Below are 19,779 nucleotides of genomic sequence, written 5' to 3'. Positions count from 1 at the left end.
TCATGCCGTGCGGCGCAGTATCAGCAGATGGCGTTGGCCTTGGCAACCGGGTACGGCCAAGGCGTGTTCGCTATCGAGGTGGAAGTCTGCCGGCAATGCTAACAGCTCGTCGCTTGGATGAACGCCCTTCATTGCCAGCCAACGGGTGTTCAGGTCGCCCAGGTGGCGGGTCCAGTTGCTGAAGTTCTCCATGCTGCTGAAGGCCCTGGAAACAATTCCATTGAAAGGCAGTTCAGGCGTGAAGGCTTCGACGCGGCTGTGGATAACTTGCAGGTTGTCCAGCTTGAGTTCGAGTTTGACCTGGGTCAGGAAGCGGGTTTTCTTGCCGTTGCTGTCCAGGCAAGTCACTTGCGACTCGGGAAACAGGATCGCCAACGGGATGCCAGGCATGCCACCGCCACTGCCAACGTCCAGCCAGCGGCCGTTTTCGATGAAGGGCATCACGCTCAAGCTGTCGAGCAGATGCCGCGAAACCATTTCGTCCGGATCGCGCACCGCAGTGAGGTTGTAGGCCTTGTTCCACTTGATCAATAGGGCCAGGTAGCCCAACAGCAACTCGTGCTGGGCTGCGGTCAGGTCCACACCCAACTGGCGTGCACCTGTGGATAACTCTTCGGCGTGTTGCGAGGTGACCAACGAACTCAAGCGCTTTGCTCCAACTGACGGCCCGCGCCGCGTTTTTTCAAATGAATCATCAACAGCGAAATGGCTGCCGGGGTGACGCCCGGGATACGGGAAGCCTGGCCCAACGTCTCGGGACGAGTTATCCCCAGCTTGCTTTGAATCTCTTTGGACAGCCCGGAAATCCCGGTGTAATCGATATCCACAGGCAGCTTGGTGTCTTCACTGGCGCGCAGCCGGGCGATCTCATCCTGCTGGCGGTCAATGTAACCGGCGTATTTGGTCTTGATTTCGACCTGCTCGGCCACCTGTGGATCTTCTGCGCCACCGCCGGTTACCGAGACCAGACCAGCGTAGTCGATTTCCGGGCGGGACAGCAGGTTCAACAGGTTGTACTCGTGGGTCAGCGGCGTGCCGAATTTTTCGGCAATGGCATCGCCCTGCTCGGTGCCCGGGCGGACCCAAGTACTTTTCAGGCGCTGCTCTTCCAGTTCGATGCTTTCGCGTTTTTTGCAGAACGCTGCCCAACGCGCGTCATCGACCAGGCCCAGCTCGCGACCTTTTTCGGTCAGGCGCAGGTCGGCGTTGTCTTCGCGCAGGATCAGGCGATATTCGGCCCGGGAAGTGAACATCCGGTACGGTTCCTGGGTACCCAGGGTAATCAGGTCGTCGACCAACACCCCGATGTACGCTTCATCGCGACGCGGGCACCAGCTGTCTTTGCCCTGGGCGCGCAATGCAGCGTTGGTCCCGGCCAGCAAACCCTGGGCGCCGGCCTCTTCGTAACCGGTGGTGCCGTTGATTTGCCCAGCGAAGAACAGGCCGCCGATCACTTTGGTTTCCAGGCTGTATTTCAAGTCCCGCGGATCGAAGTAGTCGTACTCGATGGCGTAGCCGGGGCGCACGATGTGGGCGTTTTCCATGCCGCGAATCGACTGCACGATCTGGATTTGCACGTCGAACGGCAGGGAAGTGGAAATTCCGTTCGGGTACAGCTCGTGGGTAGTCAAACCTTCCGGCTCGATGAAGACCTGGTGGCTTTCCTTGTCGGCAAAGCGGTGGATCTTGTCCTCGATCGATGGGCAATAACGCGGGCCGATGCCTTCGATCACGCCCGAGTACATCGGCGAACGATCAAGGTTGGCAGCGATGATTTCGTGAGTGCGCGCGTTGGTGTGGGTAATCCAGCAGCTCACCTGCTTGGGGTGCTGCTCCTTGGAACCCATGAACGACATCACCGGAATCGGCGTATCCCCGGCCTGTTCGGTCATCACCGAGAAATCCACAGAACGCCCGTCGATACGTGGCGGGGTCCCGGTTTTCAGGCGACCGACACGCAGTGGCAGTTCGCGCAGGCGATGAGCCAGGGCGATGGACGGCGGATCGCCGGCGCGGCCGCCGGAATAGTTCTGCATCCCGATGTGGATAAGTCCACCGAGGAAGGTGCCTGTGGTCAACACCACGGATTCTGCGAAGAAACGCAGGCCCATTTGCGTAACAACACCGCGCACCTGGTCCTGTTCGACGATCAGGTCATCTGCGGCCTGTTGAAATATCCACAGGTTGGCCTGGTTTTCCAGGGTTTCGCGCACCGCGGCCTTGTACAGGATGCGATCGGCTTGTGCCCGAGTAGCACGCACCGCCGGGCCTTTGCGGCTGTTGAGCACGCGAAATTGAATACCACCCTTGTCGGTAGCCATGGCCATCACACCGCCAAGGGCGTCGATTTCCTTGACCAGATGGCTTTTGCCGATCCCACCAATGGCGGGGTTGCAACTCATGGCACCGAGGGTTTCCACGTTGTGCGTCAGCAACAGGGTTTTGACCCCCATGCGGGCTGACGCCAGTGCTGCCTCGGTACCGGCATGACCGCCGCCGATGACGATCACTTCAAAACGGGAAGGGAAATCCACCACGCACCTCGTGCCTGCTTATGTAGGTAATCAGGAATTGTTTGTTGAAAGAGTTTTAGAGCTATGGCGGCAAGTATAGGGACTTAGCCGTTCCTAAAGAACCCTTTGCACAAAATTTAACCAGCTGTGGATGAATCACAGACAATAGAAATTAAAAGAGAGAAATTTATTAAATCTTTGTTTTTATGTTTATTTCTACTGAGACTACTTTCTGTGGATAGATCTCTATAGCCCTTTATTTACGTACTGTACAGAGATTCAAAAGTCTGTGGTTAGGTGCCAATGAGGCCCTTGGATAAGTGCTTTAAGCCTGTGGATTAAACAGGTGGTTATCCACAGAGGGGTTTTTACTCAGGTTTCAAGCCCTGTTATCAACTGGGCACAGGGGCGGTTATTCACAGGGCTTAATCCACAGAAAAGCATCAGCCGCGGCAAATTCCGCCCACGGCAAGGCCACCTCGGGGCGAGGTTATTGTCAGAAAATACGCAGAGGTGTCCTGAAACGGACAAAACAGACAGGCACCAATGGCCTGTCTGTGAACTACGAAGGGTTATTTACCGATGCAGAAACTGGAAAAGATCCTGCCGAGCAGGTCATCGGAACTGAATGCCCCGGTAATCTCCCCCAGAAGCTGCTGTGCCTGGCGCAAATCCTCAGCCAGAAGCTCCCCAGCACCTGCCAGGGTCAACTGCGCCCGGCCATGCTCAAGGGCGGCACTGGCATGGCGCAACGCCTCAAGGTGGCGGCGACGCGCACTGAAGCTGCTTTCCGAAGTCTGTTCATAGCCCATGCAGGCCTTGAGATGATCGCGCAGCAGTTCCAGGCCATCGCCGGCAGACTTGGCGCTGAGGCTGATGGTGACATGGCCATCGTCGCTGACCTCCAGGGCAATCGCCTCACCCGTGAGGTCTGCCTTGTTGCGAATCAGCGTGACCTTGGCCGGGTCCGGCCGTTGCTCAAGGAACTCCGGCCACAGGGCAAAAGGATCCACGGCCTCTGGCGCGGTGGCATCCACCACCAGCAACACCCGATCGGCTTCCCCGATGGCCTTGAGCGCCCGTTGCACGCCGATTTTTTCCACCTGGTCATCGGTGTCACGCAAACCGGCGGTATCGACCACGTGCAGCGGCATGCCATCAATGTGGATATGTTCGCGCAGGATATCCCGGGTGGTGCCGGCAATTTCGGTGACAATCGCCGCTTCACGCCCCGCCAGGGCGTTGAGCAAGCTGGACTTGCCGGCGTTGGGCCGGCCGGCAATCACCACCGTCATGCCATCGCGCAGCAATGCGCCCTGCCCGGCTTCCTTCAAAACTGTGGATAACTCGTCTCGTACCTTATCGAGCATGGCCAGGACATGGCCATCGGCAAGAAAGTCGATTTCTTCTTCCGGGAAATCAATCGCGGCCTCGACATAGATGCGCAAACTGATCAATTGCTCGGTGAGGTTATGCACACGCAGGGAAAATGCCCCCTGCAACGAGCGCAAGGCATTGCGCGCCGCCTGTGCAGAACTGGCCTCGATCAGGTCGGCAATCGCCTCGGCCTGGGCCAGGTCGAGCTTGTCGTTGAGAAACGCACGCTCGCTGAATTCACCAGGCCGCGCCAGACGGCAGCCCAACTGCAGGCAGCGCTGTAGCAGCATGTCGAGGACGATAGGCCCGCCATGGCCTTGCAGTTCCAGCACATCCTCACCGGTGAAAGAATTTGGGCCCGGGAAATACAGGGCCAGGCCCTCATCCAGTACCTCAAGATCCTCGCCGAAAAAAGGCCCGTAATGCGCATACCGGGGCTTGAGCTCGCGGCCGCTGATCGCTTGGGCGGCAATGCCCGCAAGTGGCCCGGAAATACGAACGATGCCGACACCGCCCCGGCCTTGAGCGGTGGCGACGGCAGCGATGGTTTCACGAGGAGCGCTCATCAGCGGTTTCCCAGACAAAAGTGACAGAATGCAAAACGCCCCACGAGGGGGCGTCTTGAGTGGTTATCCACAGAGTAAGTTACGCCTCGGCTTTTTTGGCAGCCGCTTCGATCTTACGTGTGATGTACCACTGTTGAGAGATCGACAACACGTTGTTGACCACCCAGTACAGAACCAGACCAGCCGGGAACCACAGGAAGAAGAAGGTGAAGATGATTGGCATCATTTTCATTACCTTGGCCTGCATCGGATCCGGAGGCGTCGGGTTCAGACGCTGCTGGATGAACATGGTTGCGCCCATGATGATCGGCAGGATAAAGAACGGGTCTTTGATCGACAGGTCAGTTATCCACAGCATGAACGGCGCCTGGCGCATTTCCACGCTTTCCAGGAGTACCCAGTACAGCGACAGGAACACCGGCATCTGTACCAGAATCGGCAAGCATCCACCCAGCGGGTTGATCTTCTCTTTCTTGTACAGCTCCATCATGGCTTGCGACATTTTCTGCCGGTCGTCGCCATGTTGCTCTTTGAGTGCAGCCAGTTTCGGCGCAACGGCGCGCATACGGGCCATCGACTTGTAGCTGGCGGCCGACAGAGGGAAGAAAATCCCTTTGATCAGCATGGTCAGGAAGATGATCGACCAGCCCCAGTTACCGACGATGCTGTGGATATGTTGCAGCAACCAGAAGATCGGCTGGGCAATGAACCACAGGATGCCGTAATCCACAGTCAGTTCCAGACCTGGGGATAACTCCTTGAGTACCGCCTGGCTTTTCGGGCCGGCATACAGGGTGGCGCTGGTTTCAGCCTTGGCACCTGGTGCAACGGTCAACGCCGGGCCAGTGAAACCAATGATGTAGTTACCCTGGTTGTCCTTACGGGTCTGGACCAGGTTGGCTTCGCCCTTATTCGGGATCCACGCGGTTACAAAGTAGTGTTGCAGCCAGGCTACCCAACCACCTTGGACCGTTTCTTTCAGCGCGCCCTTGTCGATGTCTTTCATCGACACTTTCTTGTACGGCTCGTTACTTGTCCACAGGGCGGCGCCCAGGTAAGTCGCGGTGCCGGTGGCAGTGCTGGAAGATGGATCGGAACTGCCATCACGCTTGAGCTGGGCAAACAGGTTGCCAGTCCAGGCCTTTTCGCTGGTGTTATCGATCAGGTAGGTGACTTTCAGATCGTACAAACCGCGCGTGAAGCTGAAGCGCTTGATGTAATTGACGCCGTCGTGACTGAATTTCAGGTCGACGTTCAACTGGTTTTGGCCATCAGCCAGTTGATAAGTCTTCTGTTCGGTCGAATAAACCGGACGACCGGTAGCACGAGCATCAGGGCCATCAGTGCCAGTCAGGCCGCTTTGTGCCAGATAAACACGCTCGCCACCGTTATCGAACAACTGGAATGGAACATCCGGATGGTCTTGGCGACGTGGGTACAGTGGCAATTTCAGCTGGGCGATATCGCCGCCCTGTGGATCGATCGCCAGGTCCAACACATCCGTCTTGACGTGGATGAGGTCTTTATTGGTGATGACCGCGTTATCTACAGGGGTGCTGGTATCGGCATTCGCGCTGGGTACATCGGCACTGGCGGAAGCATTGTTACCCAACGGTGCATCTGCAATAGCAGGAGCAGACTGATTGGTAGCAACATTCTGAGTCGGCAGGGCAGCCTGGCCATAGTCCTGGTTCCATTTCAGAACCATAACGTAGGACACGATTGCCAGGGCGACGATCAGGATCGTGCGTTTAATATCCATGATTACTCGGCCATCGAAGAAGAACGGGAGGTAGGGATAGGCGGAACCGGGTCATAACCACCGGGATTCCACGGATGACAGCGACCTAAACGACGAAAGGTCAGCCAGCCACCGCGCAGAAGGCCATGATTTTCTATGGCTTCATACGCGTAGCAGGAACAACTGGGGTAGAAACGACAGTGGCTGGCCATCAGCGGACTAATGGCATAACGGTAAAACTGGATCGGAACGAGGGCCAGTTTACGCATCAGTGCTGTCTACCCCTACAGTTTCGGGGCTGACTGCTGGGGTCGGCTTGCTGGTGCGAGCCAAACGTTTCCAGAGCTTGCCGAAATGCTGAATCAATTCGGGGTTTTCTACGTCCCCCAAGCCTTTGCGCGCGACGATAACAATATCCCAACCAACCAGAGTCTCCTGGTGGAGGCGAAACGATTCGCGCATCAGACGCTTGAGGCGATTGCGCTCAACGGAGAGCTTTACGCTCTTCTTGCCGATCACCAACCCGAGACGGGGGTGATCCAGATCGTTGTTACGCGCAAGGAGCAGGAGATTTTTCCCCGGAACCTTGCCGGTGGGGGAGTCAAAGACTGCCTTGAAGTGCCGGGGGGTTAGCAGACGCTTTTCCCGACTGAAGTCCTGACTCACCACCAGTACCGGATTATCAAACTGCCAGACGCGCACGACCTTTGGCGCGGCGACGCGACAGGACAGCACGGCCGTTCTTGGTAGCCATGCGAGCACGGAAACCGTGGGTACGGGCGCGTTTGATGGTGCTTGGTTGGAAAGTACGTTTCATGGCGTGTTACCTGGTTCGTCCACAACGGGCCGGAATGGCCCCCGTTTTAAGAGACCGGGGATTCTAGAGAAAGCAAGCCTCTAGGTCAATTTCCAACCAGCTATTCCTTCAATTAGATATCTGAGGGCATCGAGACCGATTCCGGGCGGTTCGACTTTGACGAGCAATGCCATAGATATAAAAATAAAGAAGGAAGTTATTTAAAGCTTTTCTGTAAAGCTTATAAAAGCTAGGCACGCGATCTTCTGTGGATAACTACCTTGAGGCCATATTCCACGTGCTGTACAGAGAATGACAACACGGGGGAGAAACGGTGCTCTGCCTGTGCTGCGCTATCGGATAAGCTGTGTGTGGAATGGCTACTTATCCACAGGCCAGTTACCCACAGACTTTCGACCCCACTTGTACAACGAGCTTAGGGGCGCTTATCCACAGAGCTTATGCACAGACCATTTGTCGCCTTTTTTACGGTTAAGGCATTGATTCTTGGCGGCCTGTGAGCAACCTACATGTGGATAAGTGGGCCGCTCGCCGCTACAATGGCGGCTGTTTTTGCCTCACCGGCTTTCAACTTAGGGGATATCCGTGTCAGTGGAACTTTGGCAGCAGTGCGTGGAGCTTTTGCGCGATGAGCTGCCTGCCCAGCAATTCAACACCTGGATCCGTCCACTACAGGTCGAAGCCGAAGGCGACGAGTTGCGTGTCTACGCACCCAATCGTTTTGTTCTCGACTGGGTCAACGAGAAGTACCTAAGCCGCGTTCTCGAATTGTTCGACGAACATGGCAATGGGATGGCTCCAGCGCTCTCCTTATTAATAGGCAGCAAACGCAGCTCCACGCCGCGTGCCGCGCCGAATGCGCCGCTGGCCGCGGCTGCCTCGCACGCCCAGGCTGCGGCAGCCCCGGTTAACCACGCACCAGCCACCGCTGCGCCAGCCCCGAGCAAATCCGTGGCGCAAAAAAATGCGCCAGTGAGCGAAGAGCCGTCCCGCGACAGCTTCGACCCCATGGCAGGAGCCAGTTCGCAGCAGGCCCCGGTGCGCGCCGAGCAGCGCACGGTCCAGGTCGAAGGTGCGCTCAAGCACACCAGTTACCTGAACCGCACCTTTACCTTTGAAAACTTCGTCGAAGGTAAATCCAACCAGTTGGCCCGCGCCGCCGCCTGGCAGGTGGCCGACAATCCCAAGCACGGTTACAACCCGCTCTTCCTTTACGGCGGCGTTGGCTTGGGTAAGACGCACTTGATGCACGCTGTGGGTAACCACCTATTAAAGAAGAATCCGAATGCCAAGGTCGTGTACCTGCACTCGGAGCGCTTCGTGGCCGACATGGTCAAGGCGTTGCAACTCAATGCGATCAACGAATTCAAGCGCTTCTATCGCTCCGTCGATGCGCTGCTGATTGATGACATTCAATTCTTCGCGCGCAAGGAACGTTCCCAGGAAGAGTTTTTCCACACGTTCAACGCCCTGCTTGAAGGCGGCCAGCAGGTCATCCTCACCAGCGACCGTTACCCGAAGGAAATCGAAGGCCTGGAAGAGCGCCTCAAATCGCGCTTCGGCTGGGGCCTGACCGTTGCGGTAGAGCCGCCGGAACTGGAAACCCGGGTCGCGATCCTGATGAAGAAAGCCGACCAGGCGAAAGTCGATCTGCCTCACGATGCGGCATTCTTCATTGCCCAGCGTATTCGCTCCAACGTGCGTGAGCTCGAAGGTGCGCTCAAGCGCGTTATCGCTCACTCGCACTTCATGGGCCGCGATATCACTATCGAGCTGATTCGCGAATCCCTGAAGGACCTGTTGGCGCTGCAAGACAAGCTGGTCAGTGTGGATAACATTCAACGCACCGTGGCCGAGTACTACAAGATCAAGATTTCCGACCTGCTGTCCAAGCGCCGCTCGCGCTCGGTAGCGCGTCCCCGTCAGGTGGCCATGGCGCTCTCCAAGGAGCTGACCAACCACAGCCTGCCGGAAATTGGCGATGTGTTTGGTGGTCGCGACCACACCACGGTCTTGCACGCGTGCCGCAAGATCAATGAACTTAAGGAATCCGACGCGGATATTCGCGAGGACTACAAGAACCTGCTGCGTACACTGACAACTTGATGAACACCAGCGCAGCTTATTAAGGCAAGGGACTAGACCATGCATTTCACCATTCAACGCGAAGCCCTGTTGAAACCCCTGCAACTGGTCGCAGGCGTCGTCGAGCGCCGACAGACCTTGCCGGTACTTTCCAACGTATTGTTGGTTGTCGAAGGCCAGCAGTTGTCGTTGACCGGTACCGACCTGGAAGTCGAACTGGTTGGTCGCGTACAGCTCGAAGAACCCGCCGAGCCCGGTGAGATCACCGTGCCTGCGCGCAAGCTGATGGATATCTGCAAAAGCCTGCCCAACGATGCGCTGATCGACATCAAGGTTGATGAGCAGAAGTTGGTGGTCAAGGCTGGGCGCAGTCGTTTCACCTTGTCGACCCTGCCGGCCAACGATTTCCCGACGGTAGAAGAAGGTCCCGGTTCGCTGACTTGCAGCCTGGAGCAAAGCCGCCTGCGCCGTTTGATCGAACGCACCAGCTTCGCCATGGCCCAGCAGGATGTGCGTTACTACCTCAACGGCATGCTGCTGGAAGTCTCCGAAGGCATCATCCGTGCCGTGGCCACCGACGGTCACCGTCTGGCAATGTGCTCGATGAAGGCCGATATCGGTCAGCCGGACCGCCACCAGGTCATCGTGCCGCGCAAAGGTATCCTTGAACTGGCGCGCCTGCTCACCGAGCCGGACGGTAACGTCAGCATCGTCCTAGGCCAGCATCACATCCGTGCTACCACCGGCGAGTTCACCTTCACCTCCAAGCTGGTAGACGGCAAATTCCCGGACTACGAGCGCGTGCTGCCCAAAGGCGGCGACAAGCTGGTGATCGGTGATCGCCAGGCGCTACGTGAAGCGTTCAGCCGTACCGCGATCCTGTCCAACGAGAAGTACCGTGGTATTCGCCTGCAATTGGCCAACGGCCAGCTGAAAATCCAGGCCAACAACCCGGAACAGGAAGAAGCGGAAGAAGAAGTTGGCGTCGACTACAACGGTGGATCCCTGGAGATCGGCTTCAACGTGAGCTACCTGCTGGACGTGCTGGGTGTGATGACCACCGAGCAAGTGCGTCTGATCCTGTCGGACTCCAACAGCAGCGCCCTGGTGCAAGAATCCGATAACGACGACTCGGCTTATGTTGTTATGCCGATGCGCCTGTAATCATGCTCAGCAGAAGCTAGATGTCCCTCAGTCGCGTCTCGGTCACCGCGGTGCGCAATCTGCACCCGGTGACCTTCTCCCCCTCCCCCCGCATCAATATCCTCCATGGCGCCAACGGCAGTGGCAAAACCAGCGTGCTGGAAGCCATTCACTTGCTGGGCCTGGCTCGTTCCTTTCGCAGCGCCCGCCTGTTACCGGTCATTCAATACGAGCAATTGGCGTGCACCGTTTTTGGCCAGGTCGAACTGGCGCAAGGCGGGCACAGCAGCCTGGGGATATCTCGTGATCGGCAGGGAGAGTTCCAGATCCGTATCGATGGGCAGAATGCGCGCAGTGCAGCGCAGTTGGCGGAAATCCTACCCCTGCAATTGATCAACCCTGACAGCTTCCGTTTATTGGAGGGGGCACCAAAAATTCGCCGGCAGTTCCTCGATTGGGGAGTGTTCCACGTGGAACCGAGGTTCATGGCCACGTGGCAGCGCCTGCAGAAGGCCCTGCGGCAGCGGAACTCATGGCTGCGGCATGGTACACTTGACGCCGCTTCGCAAGCGGCCTGGGACCGTGAACTGTGCCTGGCCAGCGACGAAATAGATGAATACCGCCGCACCTACATCAAAGCCTTGAAACCAGTCTTTGAACAGACCTTGAGTGAGTTGCTGGAACTCGAGGGACTGACGCTGAGCTACTACCGTGGTTGGGACAAAGAGCGTGACTTGAGTGCAGTACTCGCCACCTCTTTGCAACGGGATCAGCAAATTGGCCACACCCAGGCAGGGCCGCAACGCGCTGATTTGCGCCTTAGATTAGGCGCACATAACGCCGCGGATATCTTGTCCCGTGGCCAGCAGAAGTTGGTGGTCTGCGCGTTGCGTATCGCCCAGGGGCACTTGGTTAGCCAGGCCCGGCGCGGGCAGTGTATTTATCTGGTGGATGACTTGCCGTCCGAATTGGACGAGCAACACCGCCGCGCGCTATGCCGCTTGTTGGAAGACTTACGCTGCCAGGTATTTATTACCTGTGTAGACCACGAATTATTGAGGGAAGGCTGGCAGACGGAAACGCCAGTCGCTTTGTTCCACGTGGAACAAGGCCGTATCACCCAGACCCACGACCATCGGGAGTGAAGGCATGAGCGAAGAAAACACGTACGACTCGACCAGCATTAAAGTGCTGAAAGGTTTGGATGCCGTACGCAAACGTCCCGGTATGTACATTGGCGACACCGATGATGGTAGCGGTCTGCACCACATGGTGTTCGAGGTGGTCGACAACTCCATCGACGAAGCGCTCGCCGGCCATTGCGACGACATCAGCATCATCATCCACCCGGATGAATCCATCACCGTACGCGACAACGGTCGCGGCATTCCGGTAGATGTGCATAAAGAAGAAGGCGTATCGGCAGCAGAGGTCATCATGACCGTGCTCCACGCCGGCGGTAAGTTCGACGACAACTCCTATAAAGTATCCGGCGGTTTGCACGGTGTAGGTGTGTCGGTGGTAAACGCCCTGTCGGAAGAACTGATTCTGACTGTGCGCCGCAGCGGCAAGATCTGGGAACAGACCTACGTCCACGGCGTGCCTCAAGCACCTATGGCGATCGTTGGCGACAGCGAAACCACAGGCACCCAGATTCACTTCAAGCCTTCGGCTGACACCTTCAAGAATATCCACTTCAGCTGGGACATCCTGGCCAAGCGGATTCGTGAGCTGTCCTTCCTCAACTCCGGTGTGGGTATCGTCCTCAAGGACGAGCGCAGCGGCAAGGAAGAGCTGTTCAAGTACGAAGGCGGCCTGCGTGCATTCGTTGAATACCTGAACACCAACAAGACTGCGGTCAACCAGGTGTTCCACTTCAACATCCAGCGTGAAGACGGCATCGGCGTGGAAATCGCCTTGCAGTGGAACGACAGCTTCAACGAGAACCTGTTGTGCTTCACCAACAACATTCCACAGCGCGATGGCGGTACTCACCTGGTGGGTTTCCGTTCCGCACTGACGCGTAACCTGAACACCTACATCGAAGCCGAAGGCCTGGCGAAGAAGCATAAAGTTGCCACTACTGGTGACGATGCCCGCGAAGGCCTGACCGCGATTATTTCGGTCAAGGTCCCGGATCCGAAGTTCAGTTCCCAGACCAAAGACAAGCTGGTTTCTTCTGAAGTGAAGACGGCTGTCGAACAGGAAATGGGCAAGTACTTCTCCGACTTCCTGCTGGAAAACCCCAACGAAGCCAAGCTGGTCGTCGGCAAGATGATCGACGCGGCACGGGCCCGTGAAGCGGCGCGTAAAGCCCGTGAAATGACCCGTCGTAAAGGCGCGCTGGATATCGCTGGCCTGCCGGGCAAACTGGCGGACTGCCAGGAGAAGGACCCTGCCCTCTCCGAACTGTACCTGGTGGAAGGTGACTCTGCTGGCGGTTCCGCCAAGCAGGGTCGTAACCGTCGCACCCAGGCGATCCTGCCGTTGAAGGGTAAGATCCTCAACGTCGAGAAGGCCCGTTTCGACAAGATGATTTCCTCCCAGGAAGTCGGCACCTTGATCACCGCCCTGGGCTGTGGCATTGGTCGCGACGAGTACAACATCGACAAGTTGCGCTACCACAACATCATCATCATGACCGATGCTGACGTCGACGGTTCGCACATCCGTACCCTGCTGCTGACCTTCTTCTTCCGTCAGTTGCCGGAGCTGATCGAGCGTGGCTACATCTACATCGCCCAGCCGCCGTTGTACAAAGTGAAAAAGGGCAAGCAAGAGCAATACATCAAAGACGACGACGCCATGGAAGAGTACATGACGCAGTCGGCCCTGGAAGATGCCAGCCTGCACCTGAACGACGAAGCCCCGGGCATCTCCGGTGAGGCGCTGGAGCGTCTGGTAAACGACTTCCGCATGGTGATGAAGACCCTCAAGCGTTTGTCGCGCCTGTACCCTCAGGAGCTGACCGAGCACTTCATCTACCTGCCGGCTGTCAGCCTGGAGCAGTTGGGCGATCACGCAGCGATGCAGGATTGGCTGGCCCAGTACGAAGTGCGCCTGCGCACCGTCGAGAAGTCTGGCCTGGTGTACAAAGCCAGCCTGCGTGAAGACCGTGAACGTAACGTCTGGCTGCCAGAGGTCGAACTGATCTCCCACGGCCTGTCGAACTACGTCACCTTCAACCGCGACTTCTTCGGCAGTAACGACTACAAGACCGTGGTAACCCTGGGCGCGCAACTGAGCACCCTGCTGGACGACGGCGCGTACATTCAGCGCGGCGAACGCAAGAAGCAGGTCAAGGAGTTCAAGGAAGCCCTGGACTGGTTGATGGCAGAAAGCACCAAGCGTCACACCATCCAGCGATACAAAGGTCTGGGCGAAATGAACCCTGACCAGCTGTGGGAAACCACCATGGACCCAGCCCAGCGCCGTATGCTGCGTGTGACCATCGAAGACGCCATTGGCGCGGACCAGATCTTCAACACCCTGATGGGTGATGCGGTCGAGCCACGTCGTGACTTCATCGAGAGCAATGCCTTGGCAGTGTCCAACCTGGACTTCTGATAACGCTATTGCCAAACAAAAAAGGCCAACGTTTAACGTTGGCCTTTTTTTATCGCCCAGATTTTGGAGCCCTTTTTAAATGCTCCACGTGGAACATCGGCTATGCCGTCGCTGCGGTCACGCTCTCCAACCGATAGCCGTACCCATAGATCGTCAGCAGCTGCCAACCCCGCTCCGGCGTCAGCCCAAGCTTGTTTCGTAGCCGATAAATGTGGGTATCCAGCGGGCGCGAAGACACCATTTCTTCATGGGTCCAGAACCGTTCATAGAGATATTCCCGTGACAGCGGCCGGGCCAGGTTGGCGAAGAGGCAGCGTGCCAGGCGGTATTCCCTTTCGGTCAGGTTGATTGGATCACCCGCGCGGCTGACGGTCAGTTCGGCATCGTCGAAGGTCAGGTCGTTGAAAACCAGCATTTCGGTGGCAGCAGATTTCTGCAGGCCGTGACGACGCAGGACGGCACTCACCCGTGCCTTCAGTTCGTTGGGGCGAAACGGTTTGCTGACGTAGTCATCGGCACCGCTGTTCAGGGCCTGGACGATATCGCTCTCGGCATCGCGGCTGGTCAGCATAATCACGGGCGGTGGCGCCTCCATGTGCTCACGGGTCCAGCGCAGGATCGCGATGCCGCTCAGGTCCGGCAACTGCCAGTCGAGTACCAGCAAGTCGAAGGTTTCTCGGCGCAGTTGGCGCAGCAAGTCTTCGCCACGTTCGAAGCAATGCAGCGTCCATGGCTGCTCCAAGGCACTTGGGATTTGTCGCAGTGTCTGTTCCACCCGCCGCAATTCGGCAGGTTCGTCATCCAGTATCGCGACACGCATGGCAGGGTCCTTTCTTCTTGAAGAATGTTGCAGCGGTTGAAGAGAGCGTAATGGTTCACCGTTGAATCTGAACAATTGTGGCCAGTTTCTCAAGCTCCCTGAATCTCTCGGTACGCTGATATCAGATAGCTCTAAGGCCGTTAAACATCGCGTACCCAGCTGGAAAGATACCGGCTCAAGCCCCTCAGGAAAAGGATCAATGCCAATCAGGTTTTATGCGCTGTCGGGACAGGTGTGTCTCGTGCAGAAGGTCAGAGTGTGGGGAAAGATGTTCATGCTGGTGATGGCAACAGGTTTTGGCACAGAAATGGTGGATGCCTGCAGCCCGGCACAGTCTGCCCCACTTGACGAAATGACGGTGTACGCCGAATCCGTAGACGGCCTCGGTTACGCAGGACTCAGGGAAATCGATGCCCCGCAGGCGTTTCAACACGGAAGCTTGCTGGACCAGGATCAACGATGGATCTTCTAAATCTGAACAAATGTTGCACTACTCCCCTATGCACCACTCTTGTAGGTAAATTCTCTTTCGCTGAGTGACACATGGAGGGCGTGCGCGGGAAGCGCTCTCGATACACGGATGTATCATCTGTAGTCCGCGGTTCGCCATGGGCTGCTGTCGGAGGGATGTGAGGGACAGTATTTCTTCGATGTACATCCGGTTCGACGTCGTCGATCCGGCAGACACAGGGATGTGTCACCTTTCTTGGCGCCTCATCCCTGCCACTACGGCTATCGAGTTCGATGCGTCATCGGGTATCGTAGGCGAGATTCAAGGTCCTGCCGCCGCAAGACGCTTTCTGAATGTGCAGTCTGACGGACCTTTAGAACTAGAACCTTGATGAGCGCCATGACCCTCTTTCCTCGTCGCTATTCCCTTTCCTCTTTGTTTGGCTCAAGCCTGGCCCTGGCCCTGGTGGTCACCAGCCCACAAGTCCTCGCCAAGCCTGCACCTGTGCGCGCGCCCTACATTGATGACAACCTGATGTGCCGGGCACAGCCGCTGCCGGCAGTCGTGCAGAACCTTACCGGTGAAGCCTGGAAGCTGGACGCCAAGGGGCGCCCCAGTGTGTTGGAAGAAGGCATGCTGATCGATGAGCAGGAAAGCGTAAAAACCTCGCCATCGGCGTTTGTCAGCCTGTTGCTGGGCGATGGCTCACGCATCGTCCTGCCCTCCAGCTCCGAGGTGCGTTTGCATTTGGTGGAAGAACAGGCGATCCCCCAGGTCATCCTGCAACAAGGCCAGGTCGAGGCCTACGTACTCAAGCGCACCAGTGACTATGACCGTTTTCAGATCGTGACCCCGGTGGGCGTACTGGGCGTGCGCGGTACGCACTTTCGTGTGCGTAACGACGATCAGCAATCGGTGGTCGAAGTGCTCAACGGCCAGGTAGCCGCCAGCCGGACCGAACCGCAGCCGGTAGGCAAACAGCTGAAGAAAAAGCCGCATACGGGCGCGGTGGAAGGTGAACTGAAGGTCGGCGCTCGACAAGGTGTGCTGCTCAAGCCCCAGGGCGAGTTGAAGACAGTCGACCTATTGCCCGCGCCGCGCCTGATGGGCCAGGACGGCCAGAAAGGCGATGCGCCGGTATGGACATTGATCCTGCACCCGCAACCGGGGGCCCAGCGCTACCGTGCGCAAGTAGCTACCGATAAAACCTTCATGAACATCAAGCAGGAAAACTTCTCCAGTGAGCCGCGCTTGAGCTTCACTGGACTCAAGGCCTCGTTCTATCACGTGCGCGTGTCGGCCTTTGATGACCAGGGACTGGAAGGAGAAGCAGGCGTTTATGACATCTTCTATTACCCACCTGCCACCCGTGTGCAGTAGCAGCGCGGCGCTCGCACGGTGAAGTGGTGGCGCCGGGCTGAACAGCGCCAGCCGACCCAGGCCCAACGCCTGTTCAATGGGCTGGTCAGGGAGTGGCTGTGGATCGGTCTGCTTCTGCTGCCGATGACGGCCTTTCTGTCGCTAAGCCCCGGCCTTGCCCTGAATAACCTGCTGTACGACAGCCTGCGGCGCATGGCGCCGTTGCCGGTGGATCCGCGCATCCTGCTGGTGAACATTGACGACATGAGCCTCAAGGAACTCGGTCAATGGCCGTGGTCGCGGCGCCTGCATGCCGACCTGATTGACCAGTTGAGTGCGGCCAAACCCGCCGGGATCCTGCTCGATGTGATCTTCAGCGAACCGGCGCGCGAGCCGGCCAATGATCAACGCCTGGCCCAGGCTATGTGCAATGCCGGCAATGTCCTGCTGCCGTTGATTCGCGAAGGCACGCCGCGCCTGGGGCAACCCATCGCGCAGATCCTCCCTGTGCTGCCACTGCGCGATTGTGCGAGGGGGGTGGGTCATATCAACGTGGAAGCGGACAGCGACGGTATTGTGCGCAGCCTGTACCTGCGTGAGGGGCCGCCGGGGCAACTGGTCCCGCAACTGGCCTGGTTGGCCTTCGAGCTGACCGGCCAGCACACCGATATGCCAGGGCTGTCAGCGTCTTCTGAAGTAACCGATTGGCAGCGTGACAATGCCATCCGCATCCCTTTTATCGCCACCGACCACGGCTTTCCCAGCGTGCCGTATGTCAGTGTCTTGCGCGGTGAGGTCCCTGCCCAACTGTTGCGTGATCGGATCATTCTGGTGGGGGCCACTGCACCGGGCATGGGCGATCGCTATGTGACACCGCTTTCGGCCAGCGTCGGTACCACCCCGGGCGTCGAGATCCAGGCCAATATCCTCAACGGCTTGCTGCAAGGGCGCAGCATTACCGTGTTGCCTGGCTGGCTGGCCACCCTGCTGTCTACCGCGATGGTGGCCTTGTTGCTGGGCCTGCTGCTGTTGCGCCCGCGTTATGCGCTGTGGCTGACCCTGGGCTGCATGGCGGGCGCCCTCCTCGCTTCCTGGGGCTTGTTGCGCCTGGGGCTCTGGTGGTCGCCAGCGGCCACGCTGATCGGCATGCTGCTGGGCTACCTGATCTGGAACTGGCGCCGCCTGAGCGTAATCCTCGCCTACTTCGGCTGGGAATTGGCGCGCCTGGACAGCGAGCCCAAGGTGCTGCCGGAACGCCGTCGCGCGGCCGTCAGCAACGGTGATGTGTTGCAGGGCCGTATCGTGGCCCTGGAGCAAGCGGTCAGCCGCACCCGCGACACCCGGCGTTTTATGGCCGATGGCCTGGAGTGCCTGCCGGTCGCTACGCTGATTACCGATCCCACAGGCGAGATCCTGTTGGCCAATCGGATCGCCCGCGATGTGTTTGGCAACGAACTGATTGCCCAGAACCTGCTGCAGCAACTGGCGGCACTGGGTTACCCGCCCTTGCAAGGCCAGGTACATACGCCGCTATCGGCCCTGGAAATCATCGAGTTCCGCGATACCCAGCAACGCAGCCTGCGCCTGGAACTGGCGCCTCTGTTACCGGCCGACGGTGATGTGGCGTTGGGGTGGCTGTTGAGCCTGACTGACCTGAGTATCGAACGCGACGCCCAGCAGCAACGTGAAACCCTGCTGCGGTTTCTCTCCCATGATCTGCGGGCGCCCCACTCGGCAATCCTCGCGTTGCTGGATGTGCAACGGCATGAAGCCTCAGACGTTCCGCAGGTCTTTACCCAGATCGAACAGCAAGTGCGACGCGCATTGAATTTGACCGAATCGTTCGTTCAACTGGCCAAGGCCGAGTCCGACGGTTATCAGTTTGAGCCCAGCCTGTTTGCCATGTTGGTGCTCGATGCGTTTGACCAGGTCGCGCTGCTGGCCCAATTGAAACATATCCAATTGGTCCACGACCTGGACGAGGCTGGTGAGCAAATGGTCCTCGCGGATCAGTCGCTGCTCACCCGAGCCTTGTTCAACCTGATGGAGAATGCGATCAAGTACAGCCCAGCCGGCACCACGGTGACGGTGCGCCTGGAACGCAACGCCCAATGGCTGGCTTGTCATATCCAGGACCAGGGCCCCGGCATCGCGGCCCAGGAGCTGCCTGAACTGTTCAGCCAATACCGACGTTTTGCTTCGGCTCAGGGCAGCGAAGGCCTGGGGCTGGGCCTGACCATGGTCAAGGCGGTGATGGACCGCCATGGGGGGCGGATCGACTGTGTGAGTGTGGTGGGGCAAGGCACGGTTTTCAGCCTGCAGATGCCGTTGTGGGAGGAGTGAACGGCTGTGCATAAAAAACCGGCCGCAAGGGCCGGTTTTCAACGCTCTAAAAAACTTATGCACGTTTTCCGGTGTTTTATTAGCTTAAGAAATATGTAATAGAATCATAAGCCTACAAGCGAAAAACTGCATTTCGCCAACAAACCGTGCACAGGTTATCCACAGAACGTCAGATCACCGCCTGGTCCGCTGCAATCGGCAGTGGCGGCAGCGAACCCATGGCCCGTTGCTGCGCCTCATTCCACGCTGCAGCGCGGTCATTGAGCGCGGCAATTGCACGCGGTCCTTCCCCTTGCGCATACATCGGCTCGCCGATCACCACGGTGATGGTGCCTTTACGCTTGGCCCAGCCTTCCTTGGGCCAGAACTTGCCGGCATTGTGGGCAATCGGCAGTACTGGAAGATTGGCGTTGACCGCCAATGCCGTACCGCCCCGGGAGAACTTGCCTACAGTGCCAAAGGGTACGCGAGTGCCCTCCGGGAAGATCAGTACCCACACCCCATCCTTGAGCAGCTCGTCACCCTTCTTCGCCACATGCTTGAGCGCGGCCTTGGGGTTGTCGCGGTCGATGGCAATCGGGCGCAGCATGGCCATCGCCCAGCCAAAGAACGGCACGAACAGCAACTCACGCTTGAGCACCTGGCTCAGGGGCGAGAAATACGCGGAAAGAAAGAAGGTCTCCCAGGTGCTCTGGTGGTTCGACAGGATCACGCACGGCTGGTCCGGCACATTCTCGGCACCCTTGACCTCGAAACGAATGCCCAGGAACACCTTGGTCAGCCACAACGCGCAGCGGCACCAATAGACGTTGATAAAGCGATAGCGCGCCTTGAATGGCAAAAAGGGCGCGATAAAAAAGCTCAGGGTGCACCAGAGAAACGAACTGGTGCCCAGCAGCAGGTAAAAGAAGAAGGTTCTGATGGCCTGCAAAATCGACATGGCAGCATTTACCGTTGCGGGACAACGCCCGCCTGTTAAAAGTGCACTCCCGAACAA

General features: G+C 58.0%; 16 protein-coding genes. 7 read left to right on the top strand and 9 right to left on the bottom strand.

Annotation, left to right across the window (positions count from 1 at the left end; translation table 11 throughout):
- The 7 genes from rsmG to rpmH all read right to left on the bottom strand — a co-directional run bounded on the left by rsmG (position 1) and on the right by rpmH (position 7,014).
- Positions 1 to 645: a 16S rRNA (guanine(527)-N(7))-methyltransferase RsmG gene (rsmG, locus tag HBO19_RS10525; RefSeq protein WP_169902059.1), complete on the bottom strand. Its 645-nt coding sequence runs from the start codon at positions 643 to 645 to the stop codon at positions 1 to 3.
- The gene (gene mnmG / locus HBO19_RS10520) at positions 642 to 2,534 is read right to left on the bottom strand and encodes a tRNA uridine-5-carboxymethylaminomethyl(34) synthesis enzyme MnmG (protein WP_170042010.1); all 1,893 of its coding nucleotides are present in this window, start codon (positions 2,532 to 2,534) and stop codon (positions 642 to 644) included. Before mnmG ends, rsmG begins: the two co-directional genes overlap by 4 nt.
- A 551-nt stretch (positions 2,535 to 3,085) precedes the next feature.
- Positions 3,086 to 4,456: a tRNA uridine-5-carboxymethylaminomethyl(34) synthesis GTPase MnmE gene (mnmE, locus tag HBO19_RS10515; RefSeq protein WP_169954063.1), complete on the bottom strand. Its 1,371-nt coding sequence runs from the start codon at positions 4,454 to 4,456 to the stop codon at positions 3,086 to 3,088.
- A 79-nt stretch (positions 4,457 to 4,535) separates the two neighbouring features.
- Complete coding sequence (gene yidC / locus HBO19_RS10510; protein ID WP_032857171.1) at positions 4,536 to 6,218, bottom strand: membrane protein insertase YidC; 1,683 nt, start codon at positions 6,216 to 6,218, stop codon at positions 4,536 to 4,538.
- A 2-nt stretch (positions 6,219 to 6,220) separates the two neighbouring features.
- Positions 6,221 to 6,466 (bottom strand): membrane protein insertion efficiency factor YidD, encoded by a 246-nt coding sequence (gene yidD / locus HBO19_RS10505; RefSeq protein WP_010465488.1) that lies wholly within the window; start codon positions 6,464 to 6,466, stop codon positions 6,221 to 6,223.
- Entirely contained in the window at positions 6,459 to 6,863 is a 405-nt protein-coding gene (gene rnpA / locus HBO19_RS10500; RefSeq protein WP_308936377.1) for a ribonuclease P protein component, read from the bottom strand. The genes yidD and rnpA overlap by 8 nt, the downstream gene beginning before the upstream one ends.
- Before the next feature lie 16 nt (positions 6,864 to 6,879).
- Positions 6,880 to 7,014: a 50S ribosomal protein L34 gene (gene rpmH / locus HBO19_RS10495; protein WP_003213577.1), complete on the bottom strand. Its 135-nt coding sequence runs from the start codon at positions 7,012 to 7,014 to the stop codon at positions 6,880 to 6,882.
- Positions 7,015 to 7,599: 585 nt separating this feature from the next.
- On the opposite strand from rpmH, the gene dnaA reads away from it, so the two are divergent.
- The 4 genes from dnaA to gyrB are packed head-to-tail and all read left to right on the top strand — an operon-like array spanning position 7,600 to position 13,809.
- The gene (gene dnaA, locus HBO19_RS10490) at positions 7,600 to 9,120 is read left to right on the top strand and encodes a chromosomal replication initiator protein DnaA (RefSeq protein WP_170057471.1); all 1,521 of its coding nucleotides are present in this window, start codon (positions 7,600 to 7,602) and stop codon (positions 9,118 to 9,120) included.
- A gap of 39 nt (positions 9,121 to 9,159) precedes the next feature.
- The gene (dnaN, locus tag HBO19_RS10485) at positions 9,160 to 10,263 is read left to right on the top strand and encodes a DNA polymerase III subunit beta (protein ID WP_057439291.1); all 1,104 of its coding nucleotides are present in this window, start codon (positions 9,160 to 9,162) and stop codon (positions 10,261 to 10,263) included.
- Positions 10,264 to 10,283: 20 nt separating this feature from the next.
- Positions 10,284 to 11,387, top strand: a complete 1,104-nt coding sequence (gene recF / locus HBO19_RS10480; protein ID WP_029290195.1) for a DNA replication/repair protein RecF — start codon at positions 10,284 to 10,286, stop codon at positions 11,385 to 11,387.
- Positions 11,388 to 11,391: 4 nt separating this feature from the next.
- Positions 11,392 to 13,809, top strand: a complete 2,418-nt coding sequence (gene gyrB, locus HBO19_RS10475; RefSeq protein WP_032857164.1) for a DNA topoisomerase (ATP-hydrolyzing) subunit B — start codon at positions 11,392 to 11,394, stop codon at positions 13,807 to 13,809.
- A 100-nt stretch (positions 13,810 to 13,909) separates the two neighbouring features.
- Here the strand turns inward: gyrB and HBO19_RS10470 are convergent, their stop codons facing one another.
- Positions 13,910 to 14,629 (bottom strand): response regulator transcription factor, encoded by a 720-nt coding sequence (locus HBO19_RS10470; RefSeq protein WP_170057470.1) that lies wholly within the window; start codon positions 14,627 to 14,629, stop codon positions 13,910 to 13,912.
- Positions 14,630 to 14,828: 199 nt separating this feature from the next.
- Between HBO19_RS10470 and HBO19_RS10465 the strand changes: the two genes are divergently transcribed.
- The 3 genes from HBO19_RS10465 (at position 14,829) to HBO19_RS10455 (ending at position 18,782) form a co-directional block, all read left to right on the top strand.
- Positions 14,829 to 15,101 carry a hypothetical protein gene (locus tag HBO19_RS10465; protein WP_170042009.1) on the top strand — a complete coding sequence of 91 codons (273 nt, stop codon included), beginning with the start codon at positions 14,829 to 14,831 and terminating at the stop codon, positions 15,099 to 15,101.
- A gap of 369 nt (positions 15,102 to 15,470) precedes the next feature.
- A complete protein-coding gene (locus tag HBO19_RS10460; protein ID WP_170057469.1) occupies positions 15,471 to 16,460 on the top strand; it encodes a FecR domain-containing protein in 990 nt (329 codons plus the stop codon).
- A gap of 18 nt (positions 16,461 to 16,478) precedes the next feature.
- Positions 16,479 to 18,782 carry a CHASE2 domain-containing protein gene (locus HBO19_RS10455; protein WP_170057468.1) on the top strand — a complete coding sequence of 768 codons (2,304 nt, stop codon included), beginning with the start codon at positions 16,479 to 16,481 and terminating at the stop codon, positions 18,780 to 18,782.
- 169 nt (positions 18,783 to 18,951) lie between these two features.
- On the opposite strand, the gene HBO19_RS10450 is transcribed toward HBO19_RS10455, so the two are convergent.
- Positions 18,952 to 19,722 (bottom strand): lysophospholipid acyltransferase family protein, encoded by a 771-nt coding sequence (locus tag HBO19_RS10450; RefSeq protein ID WP_170057467.1) that lies wholly within the window; start codon positions 19,720 to 19,722, stop codon positions 18,952 to 18,954.
- Positions 19,723 to 19,779: the final 57 nt, after the last annotated feature.

The sequence above is a fragment of the Pseudomonas sp. WS 5021 genome, assembly GCF_012985535.1.
Classification (GTDB): Bacteria; Pseudomonadota; Gammaproteobacteria; order Pseudomonadales; family Pseudomonadaceae; genus Aquipseudomonas.
Note: the sequence above shows the minus strand (reverse complement) of the source record. Positions and strands in the feature narration are given on the sequence as shown.

What these genes read in the sequence shown, in the direction of transcription:
- mnmE (WP_169954063.1), bottom strand. Translation starts at nt 4,456, where the DNA reads ATGAGCGCTCCTCGTGAAACCATCGCTGCCGTCGCCACCGCTCAAGGC.
- yidC (WP_032857171.1), bottom strand. Translation starts at nt 6,218, where the DNA reads ATGGATATTAAACGCACGATCCTGATCGTCGCCCTGGCAATCGTGTCC.
- yidD (WP_010465488.1), bottom strand. Translation starts at nt 6,466, where the DNA reads ATGCGTAAACTGGCCCTCGTTCCGATCCAGTTTTACCGTTATGCCATT.
- rpmH (WP_003213577.1), bottom strand. Translation starts at nt 7,014, where the DNA reads ATGAAACGTACTTTCCAACCAAGCACCATCAAACGCGCCCGTACCCAC.
- dnaN (WP_057439291.1), top strand. Translation starts at nt 9,160, where the DNA reads ATGCATTTCACCATTCAACGCGAAGCCCTGTTGAAACCCCTGCAACTG.
- recF (WP_029290195.1), top strand. Translation starts at nt 10,284, where the DNA reads ATGTCCCTCAGTCGCGTCTCGGTCACCGCGGTGCGCAATCTGCACCCG.
- gyrB (WP_032857164.1), top strand. Translation starts at nt 11,392, where the DNA reads ATGAGCGAAGAAAACACGTACGACTCGACCAGCATTAAAGTGCTGAAA.
- HBO19_RS10470 (WP_170057470.1), bottom strand. Translation starts at nt 14,629, where the DNA reads ATGCGTGTCGCGATACTGGATGACGAACCTGCCGAATTGCGGCGGGTG.
- HBO19_RS10465 (WP_170042009.1), top strand. Translation starts at nt 14,829, where the DNA reads ATGCCAATCAGGTTTTATGCGCTGTCGGGACAGGTGTGTCTCGTGCAG.
- HBO19_RS10460 (WP_170057469.1), top strand. Translation starts at nt 15,471, where the DNA reads ATGAGCGCCATGACCCTCTTTCCTCGTCGCTATTCCCTTTCCTCTTTG.
- HBO19_RS10450 (WP_170057467.1), bottom strand. Translation starts at nt 19,722, where the DNA reads ATGTCGATTTTGCAGGCCATCAGAACCTTCTTCTTTTACCTGCTGCTG.